9 protein-coding genes, 1 tRNA gene and 1 pseudogene are annotated in these 12,081 nt (G+C 45.9%); 1 reads left to right on the top strand and 10 read right to left on the bottom strand.

The window, feature by feature from the left end:
• Positions 1–201 precede the first annotated feature (201 nt).
• The 8 genes from aspS to BWI96_RS15190 form a co-directional block, all read right to left on the bottom strand.
• Entirely contained in the window at positions 202–1,965 is a 1,764-nt protein-coding gene (gene aspS, locus BWI96_RS15155; RefSeq protein WP_106637397.1) for an aspartate--tRNA ligase, read from the bottom strand.
• 167 nt (positions 1,966–2,132) lie between these two features.
• Entirely contained in the window at positions 2,133–3,833 is a 1,701-nt protein-coding gene (locus BWI96_RS15160; protein ID WP_106637398.1) for a hypothetical protein, read from the bottom strand.
• Between the two features lie 227 nt (positions 3,834–4,060).
• Positions 4,061–5,632 carry a hypothetical protein gene (locus BWI96_RS15165; RefSeq protein WP_106637399.1) on the bottom strand — a complete coding sequence of 524 codons (1,572 nt, stop codon included), beginning with the start codon at positions 5,630–5,632 and terminating at the stop codon, positions 4,061–4,063.
• Entirely contained in the window at positions 5,625–6,395 is a 771-nt protein-coding gene (locus BWI96_RS15170) for a bifunctional 2-polyprenyl-6-hydroxyphenol methylase/3-demethylubiquinol 3-O-methyltransferase UbiG (protein ID WP_106637400.1), read from the bottom strand. Before BWI96_RS15170 ends, BWI96_RS15165 begins: the two co-directional genes overlap by 8 nt.
• 5 nt (positions 6,396–6,400) lie before the next feature.
• Positions 6,401–7,315, bottom strand: a complete 915-nt coding sequence (locus tag BWI96_RS15175; RefSeq protein WP_106637401.1) for a glycosyltransferase family 2 protein — start codon at positions 7,313–7,315, stop codon at positions 6,401–6,403.
• A 19-nt stretch (positions 7,316–7,334) separates the two neighbouring features.
• On the bottom strand, positions 7,335–8,426 hold the full coding sequence (locus BWI96_RS15180) for a DegT/DnrJ/EryC1/StrS aminotransferase family protein (protein WP_106637402.1): 1,092 nt from the start codon (positions 8,424–8,426) through the stop codon (positions 7,335–7,337).
• On the bottom strand, positions 8,423–8,785 hold the full coding sequence (locus tag BWI96_RS15185) for an FdtA/QdtA family cupin domain-containing protein (RefSeq protein ID WP_106637403.1): 363 nt from the start codon (positions 8,783–8,785) through the stop codon (positions 8,423–8,425). The genes BWI96_RS15180 and BWI96_RS15185 overlap by 4 nt, the downstream gene beginning before the upstream one ends.
• Positions 8,786–9,158: 373 nt before the next feature.
• On the bottom strand, positions 9,159–10,157 hold the full coding sequence (locus BWI96_RS15190) for an SMP-30/gluconolactonase/LRE family protein (protein WP_106637404.1): 999 nt from the start codon (positions 10,155–10,157) through the stop codon (positions 9,159–9,161).
• Positions 10,158–10,347: 190 nt separating this feature from the next.
• Between BWI96_RS15190 and BWI96_RS15195 the strand changes: the two are divergent.
• Positions 10,348–11,420, top strand: a pseudogene (locus BWI96_RS15195) (AI-2E family transporter).
• Between the two features lie 50 nt (positions 11,421–11,470).
• Here BWI96_RS15195 and BWI96_RS15200 read toward each other — a convergent pair.
• Both BWI96_RS15200 and BWI96_RS15205 read right to left on the bottom strand, forming a co-directional pair.
• Positions 11,471–11,668, bottom strand: coding sequence for a hypothetical protein (locus BWI96_RS15200; RefSeq protein ID WP_106637405.1), 198 nt, complete (start codon positions 11,666–11,668; stop codon positions 11,471–11,473).
• 316 nt (positions 11,669–11,984) lie between these two features.
• Positions 11,985–12,059 (bottom strand) — tRNA-Val (locus BWI96_RS15205).
• Between the last annotated feature and the right edge of the window lie 22 nt (positions 12,060–12,081).

The raw sequence follows: 12,081 nt of genomic DNA on the forward strand, positions 1-12,081 counted from the left end.
GAGGTTATGTCTTTTTGCTCTGACCAAAAATAAGGATTTACTAATAAATTAAAAGGAGAGAAGACCTAACTGAAGATTCTGAAGAGCAAGAAGGCTAAAACAAAGAAAACCCATTCCAGCCGAACAACTGAAATGGGTTTAATAATAGAATAAGATTCAAAGCATAAGTAACTCTAAACCCTAAATACGAAAATTACTAACTTACAAAACGGTCTTGATTTTCAGCTCGTCCATTTGCTTAGCTGCGATGAGCGAAGGACTGTCAATCATGACATCGCGACCCGCGTTGTTTTTCGGGAAAGCGATGAAGTCACGAATGGTATCGGCACCTCCGAAAAGCGAGCAAAGACGGTCGAAACCGAAAGCGATACCCGCGTGTGGAGGGGCTCCAAATTCGAAGGCATTCAATAAGAAACCAAACTGATTCTGAGCTTCTTCGGGCGTAAATCCTAGCAGATCGAACATACGTGACTGAATGTCTTTCTGGAAAATACGAACCGAACCGCCGCCCACTTCCACTCCATTAATCACCATATCATAGGCATTAGCCCGAACTTTACCGGGATCGGTAGCGATCAGAGCCATGTCCTCTGGCTTGGGGCTGGTGAAGGGGTGGTGCATGGCGAAGTAACGATTTTCTTCTTCACTCCACTCCAATAAGGGGAAATCAACGACCCAGTGAACGGAATATTCATCAGGGTTACGCAGACCCAGGCGGTTACCCAGCTCCAGACGTAATTCGTTGAGTTGCTTCCGAGTCTTATCCGCTCCGCCAGCCAGAATTAATAACAGATCGCCGGGCTTGGCACCGAACTTCTCGGCCCAGGCTTTCAGTTCGGTCTCCGAATAGAATTTATCAACCGAAGATTTAACGGAACCATCGGCATTTACGCGGGCGTAGACCAGGCCTTTCGCTCCAACTTGGGGGCGTTTTACCCATTCCGTTAATTCGTCGATTTGCTTACGCGTGTATTCCGCACAACCGGAAGCGGCAATACCTACAACGAGTTCAGCAGAATCAAAAACGACGAAATCTTTACCTGAAGTCAGGTCAGTGTCTTCACCTTTCAATTCTACGAATTCCATACCGAAACGAATGTCTGGTTTATCAGAACCAAAGCGACGCATAGCTTCTGAATAAGGCATGCGAACGAGCGTTTCGGGTAACTCTATATTTTTGACCGTGCGGAATAAATGACGTACCAGTCCTTCAAACGTGTTCAGCACGTCTTCCTGCGTAACAAACGACATTTCGCAGTCGATTTGCGTAAACTCAGGCTGACGGTCAGCCCGTAGATCTTCATCCCGAAAACACTTCACAATCTGATAATAACGGTCAAAACCCGATACCATCAATAATTGCTTGAACGTTTGGGGTGACTGGGGCAAAGCGTAGAATTCACCGGGATTCATACGGCTGGGCACGACGAAATCGCGGGCCCCTTCGGGCGTCGATTTAATCAGAACGGGCGTTTCTACTTCGATGAAGTTTAGCTCGTCGAGATACTGACGCGTCCGACGGGCTACCTGATGGCGAAGTTCCAGGTTCTTGCGAACGATGCCCCGACGAAGATCTAGGTAACGATATTTCATGCGAATATCATCGCCACCGTCGGTTTCATCTTCAATCAGAAAGGGAGGTAACTTGGCGGGGTTCAGTACTTCCAGTTTTGCCACCTTTACCTCGATATCACCCGTAGGTAGATTAGGGTTTTTCGCTACCCGCTCTACAATCGTTCCTGTAGCAGAAACGACGTATTCGCGACCCAGAGAACGGGCCGTTTCGAGAACAGAAGCAGCCGTTGACCCTTCTTCAAAAATTAACTGTGTAATGCCGTATCGATCCCGCAGGTCGATCCAGATCATGCCTCCTTTATCGCGGATGCGTTGCACCCAACCGCACAGGGTTACTTCCTGTCCAGCCTGGGTAAGGCGGCCTTCGCCGCAAGTTTGTGTACGTAGCATAACATGACAGGATAGAATGACATCCCATTTCGTGCCGCAAAAATAGGGATTTTAAAAGGGTTCACTGCCATTCTGTGAATGTTTACAAAAAAGCAGGATAGGAATGTCGATTATTCCGTTGAAGGCCGGGGCTGAATCCGGCCCTGAAAAAGGGGAATGTAGGTAGATTAAGGAATACTATCTTCGGTTGGTGGAGCGGGAGGCGTAACGTCCAAATAACGATCGGTACGAACGAAAATGCGAACGTCATCCACTGTTTTGGCCAGTGTATAATACTTATCGATGAAAGCTTTTAACTCGGGAAAAACGTGGTATCCGTAACGTTTGGAATCGGTTAACCAGGTAGAATTCTTTCCAACGGCATCAAAGAAAACCGGGGGAACGGTGCGGGTAATGTTACGGATGTAACGTTCCCGGTGTTTGGCCTGATGGGCCGCATCACCCAGTACGCAGCGGATGGTGTGATTATCGCAAACCCCCATGGGCATTTGCGTTTCAACGTTAAATCTCGGAGCCCAGCCCCAAACCACGAGGTATTCTCCTGCTCTGGCGTAGGTTAAAGCTACCTGTGAAGGCTCCGAAATATCCATCTTAATATGACCAAACGGAACCTGATTAAAGGCCTGATTCATTCGGCTCAGCGAAGCTGGAGCATGGGTATTTTTATAAATAATGGAAAGCACTACCAAACTCGTGAACACGGCAGCGTAAACGGGCGAAGGCCAGCGGTCTATCACCCAGGCAGCCAGTAAGCTACACGGCGTCAATAGGTAAAGTAGGTAGTGAATAAATTCGTTACCGGGCTTAATAATAGCGTATAAGCTAGCTAAAACGGCTCCAATAAAAAAGAGTAACAGGGATCGGTTTGAGTAGCGGGTTGTGGGAACGAAAAGTCCGCCCATAACCGCTAGCAGAATAATGGCCAAGTAATATTCAAAGTCCGTAGCCCGATGCACATAGGCAGGGAATAAGGAAACGTAATGAGCAAATGAGCCGCCAGCCGAATACGTGAGGTTACCTAAGAAATAGAAGTAAACAAAATCATCAAAAACGCCAAAAGCGAACGTCAAGGCAATGACTAAAGCAGGAAAACTGATCCCGCCTAGAATAAAGAGAAGTAAGGTTTTTCGGAACGCTGCCGCCGATAAAGCAAAGCGGTTTTGAAAAAGTCCGATCAGGGTAGCCAGAATAATGACTAATGCTGGAGGCGTTCCTTGAAGTTTCGCAAAGGGAATAAGGCTACATAGGAAAGCCATAAGAATCAAATCTCCTGGATAGGTAAATCGTTGCAGCTTCCAGATGCGGGAATATTGCCAGTAACTCAGGCCTAATAATGCCAGGGACAACTGCTCGTTGGTGGCGTGAAGGAAGTCATAGTGTAAAGCAAAAGCCAGAAAAGCGACCATGGGGAACGTGGCAATTCGGGCGGTTTGGGCGGAAAAGAAATTAACAATAGCCCCATACGTACTCAAGACGGTAACGATGAGACAGAAAAAGCCCGTCCAGCGGAGTGACATGAAATCCAGAGCGAAACCAAAATAGGCGGGAATGGATGCATAGTACGATGACAAAGGCCCCATCGTAGCCCCATCTACTGATTTCCAATAGACCTGGTGTTTGGCTAGGGTAATGGATTGCGAAAGGAGCTGACTTTCATCGGCGTTCATTTCATGATTAAAAAACAGAATCAGGATTCGGTTAATAATCAGAAAACCAATCAAAAAGAAGAGTAATAAGGTATGTTGCTTTTTTGATAAATTCTTCGAAAAACCAGCTCCAGCCCACAGAATTCCCATGATGACCAGACTGAGCCAGCTTAAGATTTCCCAGGCGTGGCGGGACTTCAATACGGAGTAAAAAAAGGACATAATATCAAGAAGATCGATAAATTGGGTAATAATTGACGTGGGCGTTACGCGTTAACAACTGAAGGGATTTACTCCGAATAATCGCCAATACTCACAAAGAAACCATCTGCATCAAGATTTTCAAAATCCTTTACCATTATGAAATTCTAATGACAAAGGCCGGTGCCTGAAAAGCGACCGACCTTGTTAACCGAATAAAATGGGATCAGGCTCGTCACCTTCGAGTCTTATCGCATCCGCTTGTAAATCCGCACGTTTTCGGTTTGCTTCAGGAGTTCGTAATGTTGCTGAATGTAGGTGCCAATCTCAGGAGTAGCCTCGTGTCGTTCTTTTTCAGAACCGAAATAGGTGAGAGAAGTGCCGCAGACATCGACAAAAATCCGGGGCTTGTTTTCTTCCATATCCTTTAAAAAGTCAACCACGCGGGCGTCGTGTAGAGGACTGGGATAAAAGATGCCAATCGTATATGGATAGCGATGGCCCATCGGACGCTCGGCGTACACATAGACCCGATCAGCCCATCCCCAGAGAACCATTCGGTCGTCGGGATCGCTGTTCTGTTTGATGATTTGAGCAACTTCGTGAGCTATCTCGTCGTGGTCGGGTGGGGGAAGGGGTGTCCGATACCAGAGATTCCAGACAGCCTGCACGCCTCCGAAAAGGATTAGTAAAAGCGTTAGTTTCTGAAGTAAGGATTTCTCTAAATCCCGCCCCCAGATGCCAATGACCAGCGTGAAAAAATAAGGAACGTATAAGGCGTAATGATGGAAGTTGTTACCCGACTGAAGAATGGCGTAATAAGTAGTTAGTAACAAAGCCAGAGCCAGCCAATCGAGGGCAGTTTTGGTTTTGCGGAAAAAATGCAGGAGCAGAAGGCCAACGGCTGTAAATAATCCCGCCGCAAGCCATCGCATGGAATAATGCGTGAGACTCAGCTGTAGAAAACGGATGGGGCTGAAACGCTGAGCGGTCGTGAGTTTCGAGAATTCGTCGGTATAACTGTAATAAAAATAATAAAGGAAGTAATGATTCCAGAAAGTTTCCAGTTGTCCTAAGCTGCTGTAATAGAGAACAAAACCCAGACTGGGTAATAGACCGCCCAGAAGCAGCAACAGCACCACTTGCCAGTTCTTCCGCTGAATCCAGCTAATCCCCGCAAAGGCGGCAATAACGATTCCCATCGGAGCATTCTGGAATTTGGCGTAGGGCAAAAGGCCGAGGGTAGTCCCTAAAAACAGAGCAATCCAGGGAGTAGGCTGATTAAGCCAGCGAAGACACATCCAGACTGCCAGGGCCAGCATCCACATGCTGGCAACTTCGGAGTTATAACCTACATGATCGCCATAACTCGTCGTCCCGATAAAGCCTGCCAGAGCCAAAATAAGCACATACACCTGCCCGGATCGCCAGCCTAACACCCGTAAAGTTTGGGCGAGAAAGTACAGGGTAACGCACCACAAAAAAATACCTATCAACTCCGCACTCATGTAACTAATGGGCATGCCCAACAGACTGCCCAGCCAGAGCGGGGCCACCGTAAAAGGACGACCATCGGTATAATTTAGCCAGGTCCAGAGGGTATCGCTGGCTTTTCCAATGGTTAAGGTGCTGTTAAGCCAGGTGCTGGTATCGACGTTAGGTTCGTTATGCAGAAGGTTAGCCGAACGAGTAATAAAGATGGCCCCGAACAGAGCTAGTAGGGAGAAATAAATATTTCGGTTTCGACCCTGATATTGCCAGGCGGTATAAAACAGAACGATCCAGTTGAAAATCAACAGGAATTTAATCAGATCAGTCATGGGGAGAATCCATTACGGTAAATACCGAGCTTCCCAAAGGGGCCAGCGGAAGGATCAATTCTTCCAGCTTCATTAAGCCATTGAGGGTGTGATTGATGGGGGCGGCGGGTAAGGCCACATCTGAGTTTAGGTTTTCAGTTTTAACCCAGCCACGGCTGAGTTGAAAATTCTGCCAGCTACGCACTAGTGCAATCGGTGGAAATAATACTAAACTCCAGTAACCACCCTGACGAATCCGCAAACCAACCTGCTGAGCATAGGTTTTCAGATCTGATAAAACAAACCGTCTGTGAATGTTCAGGGCGGCGGCGTGCGTTCCACCTAGCCAGTTAAAAGCATTGTTATTCGAAATAAAAATACCACCTGGACGAAGTTTGCGGCGAAACTCGGTCAACACCTTAACGATCTGTTCTTCGCTCAGATAACACAGCACATCATCGCAGACGATGACGTCGAAAGTTTCGCCAGGCTGGAAGGAAGCAATATGAAGCAGGTTATGATGCTGTACCTGAAAGCCGCGTTGCCGGGTAAAGGCTACGGCATCTTCTGAAGCATCCAGTCCCTGAAGCTCGGTGTATCCGCGTTTTCGTAGCGATTCCAGTAAGCCCCCCGTGCCACAGCCTGCATCCAGAACTCGAATATTTTTCTGCTCACCAAAGCGTTTTTCAATGGCTCGCCCTACGCGTCTGTGTAAGCTTTGATACCACCACAGGGACTGTTCAGTGGCGTGCATGCGTTCGTATTCCTGTCGTTTGCCAATCATGCGGGTTACAGAAGCGTTTTCTTAATCACGTATTGAGGTAACCCGTTCTGGGTCATGAAAAGCTTTCCGACGTATTCACCCACCAGGCCCATCGCTACCAACTGAATACCCCCTAAAAACAGTACGGTTACCCAAACCAACTGGTCAGTTTCGGGTAAATGTTTGCCAATTAAAGAACTAGTTACTTCAAAAAATCCTAATAGGAAAGAAACCACAATGAGCAATAATCCGGTATTGGTAATGAGTCGAATGGGGCGGGGAGAATAACAAAACAGAATGTTCAGAAACAGGGAAATTAATTTACGCAACGTATAACTAGACCGACCTTCCTGACGCTTGGAGTGTTGAACTTCTACTTTACCCACATTTCGGGTAACTCTGAAAATCAACCCATCGAGGTAAGGGTAAGGGCCTTTATACTGAATCATTTCCTGAACGACTTCCTGTCGGATTAACTTAAAGCTCGACAGGTATAAATCGCGGGGTTTGTCCAGCAACCAAGTGGTCAACTGGTTCACTAGCGAGCTGCCTGTGTTCCGAAAAAGGGAATGCTGTTTACTTTCGTAATAGGAATAAACTACGTCGTAATCACCGCGTTCAGCCTCTTCCACGAGCTTAATGATTTCTGAAGGTGGATTCTGAAAATCATCATCCACCATGACGCAGTATTTTCCCGTTGCAAAATTTAGTCCGCACATCACGGCATTGAATTCTCCGAAATTTCGACGCAGAGAAATGAATTTCACCGTTTCAAAATCCTGAGCCAGTTTTGTACAGACGGCTTCAGAAGTATCGGGGCTACCGTCGTTGACTAACACAATTTCAATAGCATATTCCCGCAAGGTCGTCAGAATACGTTCGACGAGCGGAGCGATGGTTTTCTCACTTTTATAAACGGGAATAATAACGCTAATGTCCATGTATCAAAAAGGACGAACCTTAACCTTGGCAGGCATTTACTCCCGCAATGATCTGGCTAACTTCTTCGTCGGTAAGGGTTGGATATAAGGGTAAACTAACAACCTCGCGGTGAAGTTGTTCGGTAAGGGGTAAAGAAAGGTGACTGAATTCCTGATACGCCTTTTGTTGATGGGGAGGCACGGGGTAATGAATCATGGTCTGAATGCCCAAGGCCTGTAATTCTTTCATGAAAAAGTCCCGACGGGGGTGCCTTACCACAAACAAATGCCAGGCATCCTGATGACAGGTTTCGGCTGGAGGCAATTGAACGTCAGGATTCGTTATTTCTGATAGAAAACGTTGAGCGATGGCTTGCCGACGCTGATTATCATCATCCAAATAAGGAATTTTTACCCGTAATAAAGCCGCCTGTAATTCGTCGAGCCGGCTGTTTACTCCTTGCATTTCATTGTAATACTTTACTTCTGAACCGTAGTTACGAAGCAAAAAAATCCGGCGGGCTAATTCGGGATCACTGGTGGTAATGGCTCCGGCATCGCCCAAAGCACCAAGATTTTTGGTGGGGTAAAAACTAAAAGCCGCCGCGTCGCCAAGGTTACCTACTTTTTTTCCCTGATACGTAGCCCCGTGAGCCTGAGCGGCGTCTTCAACAATTCGGAGATTATACGTTTCAGCTATCTTCCGAATGGGTTCCATGTCGCAAGCTTTTCCGTACAAGTGAACCAGTAAAATGGCCTTCGTTCGTTCGGTAATATGCTGCTCAATTTGCTGCGGGTCAATGTTATAGGTAGCCAGGTCGGGTTCCACCAGTACGGGCGTTAAACCAGCATTGGTAATTCCCAGAATGGAGGCAATATAGGTATGAGCGGGAACCAGTACTTCGCTATCAGCGGGCAATTGCAAAGCTTTAAAAATAAGCGTAATTGCTTCCAGACCGTTGCCTACACCCAGGCAATGGCTAGTACCGCAATATTGAGCCCAGTCGGCTTCAAAGGCAGTTAGTTCTTTTCCGAGAATATACCAGCCAGAGGTAAGCACGCGTTGGGCCGCTTCGCTTAGTTGAACTTCGTAGGGTCGGTTCACCCGCCCCATGTCGAGGTGGGAAATCATGTTTTTTGATAAAAGTAATCGTCCAGGTTGTAATAATAATTAGAGAAGCCCAGCAACCCTTTCGAGAGTTGATCCATCAGGAGCCAGTCGGTAGGTTCAACGACCTGACATTTCTGTGGGATGCTTAAATCAAAAGAAGCCGTTCCGTTGACGTTTGAAATTTCAATACGACAACTGCCATTCAGGCAAACCAATGCCTGATGAGACTGTAAATGTCCGTATTTAGCTCGCTGGGAATCTGGCGGTATGCCATACACAAAGAAAGCACGTTTAATATCGCCAGGTAGAATTTTCTCAAATACACTTAATTGATCCACTGTGTTGGTTCCGAAGGTATTCAACTCCAGAAGAGTTGCCATGAATAAGTACTAAAGTCTTAAAGTTTATTAAGATAGATGCATGGTGGTGGAACGGAATCGTCTCCTAAAATTGAGAGATATAATTTGTAATCGAAACATAAACCTTAGTTTAAGATTAAAAAAATGTTTTATATGCTTGAATTTCAGGAAACTAGTTTTTAAATATTTACCTAGATGGGAAAATAAATTCATCGAAATTTAGCTGGCCAACACCGGAGAAATAAGGTGATTAGTCGCAGGTGCTTAAAAAGACATTAGAAATCGAAAGCCGTAAACATTGCTATTTTTAAAGATTAGATATTAATTTATAATTATACTTTAATTACGTTTAGTATAACTCAGTTATTACCTAACATCCTACTAGGTAATTTAATCATCTTGCTGGAACAGATACTCTAATTCGGCAGAGGTAGGTTTCAGCAGTTAGATACAGATAACCGTCTGAACCAAAGCTGCAATTCGAAGTAGCCGTTTTGAAATCCAGTCTTCCTAACAGTTTCCCCTGAGCATTCAGAATAAGGAATCCACCGCCACCGGCTGCATAAAGGTTACCAGAAGCATCGGTACGAATTCCGTCAGGGGCTCGTTTCAATCCCTGTTTGATCAAAGGAGTGAAATCGTAAAAAATGCGACCTTTTCCTACCGAACCATCGTTCTGCAAAGGATAGGCCATGATGTAAGGTTCATTATCGTCGGACTGAGCAACGTACAAAGTTCTTTCATCCGGCGAGAGAGCGACACCGTTTGGTCTTTTCAGGTTGTTAATAATCTGGGTAACTTTTCCGCTGCTATCTACCCGATAGACTCCGAAGGCATCCATTTCCCGACTGGGGTCCTTTTCTTTCTGAGCTAATCCGTATGGTGGATCGGTGAAGTAATAAGCTCCCGAGGAGTGTTCGCACACATCGTTTGGGGAGTTAAATCGCTTTCCTTCCCAGCGGTCGGCGAGCGTATATTTTCCGCCTGTCTTCATGGGCATCCGGGTTAATCGTCGGTCGCCGTGTTCACAGGCAACGAGTTCTCCTTTCGCATTAATCAGTAAACCATTAGAGCCGGGTTCATCGCTGTACTCACCTCGTCCGGTATAGCCGGATGGAGATAAAAAAATGCTCAGGCCATCCTGCGGGTGCCAGCGGTAAATTTTATTCTGTTTTGTATCAGAAAAGAAAAGGCAACCTTCGTTTTTCGACCATGCGGGGCCTTCTGCCCATTTAAAACCAGAGGCGACTACCTCAATAGTAGCCTGAAGCGGAATAATCTGATCAAATGCTGGGTCTAGCCGAACGATTTTTCCCAGGGTTGGGAATTCCTGAGCAGTAGTGACACCGGAAAAGAACAGACCGACGCAAAGAATGGATAAAAGCTTTTGCATAAAGTATGGGTAGAAGGTTATTTAGAATAAAGTTGAGGCCTTAGTTTTAGCAGAAAAGTAAAGTAAAAAATCCTGCCTGTTGAGGAGAAGGAAGGGTTTGATTCAAAGGAAAGAGGGCAGGCGGTCGAAGAAGGGGTACATTTTTTTTAAGTATAATGTACAAGTTCATATACGTAACCTTCCCTTCTTCATGCAAACGATTACTTCTGAACAAAACACATCCCAGGAACGGCCTTATACCTTTACTCAGCGAGTAGGCATAACGGTCGGTATTACCATTTTCCTAATTCTGCTTACCTTATTACTAGGCTTTAGCTTTGACATTTTATTACTCATCACCGCTTCCTTATTAATTGCTTTGCCGCTGCGGGCTGCTGCTCGCTGGCTAAGTAAAAAGACGGGCTGGAAAGAAGGCATCAGTCTGGTTATGGTCGCATTAGTAACGCTGGGACTTTTTGTGGGAATGATCTGGATTTTTTCAACGACGATTGGGCATCAGTTCAGCGATTTAAAAGAAGGCATTCCCAAGGCCGTTGACAATTTTCAGCAAAAGCTTTCGCAGAATGAGATGGGCAGTAAAGTACTCGAAATGATTCCTTCCGAAAGCGAGCTTATGCAAGGAGGTTCTAAATGGATGAATCGAGCTACGGGCGTATTGTCTTCTACCTTTGGTACGATAGCAGATTTATACGTTATCTTTTTCCTGGCCATTTTCATCGCCGCTCAGCCCCGACTTTATCGTGAAGGTATTATTCTGCTCATTCCCAAAAAATCCAGAAACCGAGCGGGTGAAGTGCTGGATAAAGTAGGAGAGACGCTGGTGAAATGGCTGATGGGGCAACTGTTCTCTATGGCCGTAGTGGGAGTCCTAAGCTTTATAGGTCTATGGGCTTTAGGCATTCCTCTGGCGGGAGCTTGGCTCTTTTTGCGGCTTTGGTAACCTTTATTCCTAACATCGGTCCCATTTTTGCCTTGATTCCAGCAGTGCTTTTTGCTTTAATGGACGGGCCCGAAAAGGCATTATATGTGATCCTGATTTACGTAGGGATTCAGGCGATTGAAAGTAATGTGCTGACCCCAATCGTGCAGAAACGTATGATTGATATTCCTCCCGCTCTGGTGCTGATTTCTCAATTAATCATTGGCCTTTTCACAGGCGTGCTGGGTCTGATTTTGGCCACACCTTTAATGGCCATGGTTATGGTCATGGTAAAAATGTTATACATTCAGGATACCTTGAAGGATGATTCGGTAGAAGTATAAATTTGCTGGCGATGGAGGAGATCAGGAATAGCCTGTTCCCTTGATTAACCTTAACCTACGAAACCAGGAATGGCATCGGTAGTTTTAATCAATTCGTCCAGAGGAATCCGTAAGGTTACATCCAAAGTCTGGCACATGGCCATTCCTTCTTCAATTCCTGCCACCACCATCGGTTCTCCTCCATTAAGAATGGAATCCTGATTTTTGGGTTTATGGATTACCTGATCTCCAATCTGAATAGTTTCCATGACTCAATATTTTGATAGTTGCCATCAGCTGTTGATTAAAATACTGAACCAGTAATGATCAGTTGGACGTATCCTTCGTTGTTGAATGCGGAGTTACGAGTCGGATTCCCACCGCCGTGGTAAAGACGATTGTTGAGAATAAATGAAAACCCTTTGTATCAGAAGACAGAAAGGTTCGCGAGGGCCAGATTGTAGATTGAATGAGGCCAGGAAAAAACGGGCGTATTGAGGATGGTCACCTTGACGGATTCCAACCCTTGTTGGGGAGGTAGTAAGGCGAAAAAAAGCCTCACTGAAAAGTGAGGCTTTAGAAGGGTGGGTGATGAGGGATTCGAACCCCCGACCCTCTGCTTGTAAGGCAGATGCTCTGAACCAGCTGAGCTAATCACCCTCATTTGATTCTGTTTCCGTTG

This window comes from Siphonobacter sp. SORGH_AS_0500, from assembly GCF_002838835.1.
Lineage (GTDB): Bacteria > Bacteroidota > Bacteroidia > Cytophagales > Spirosomataceae > Siphonobacter.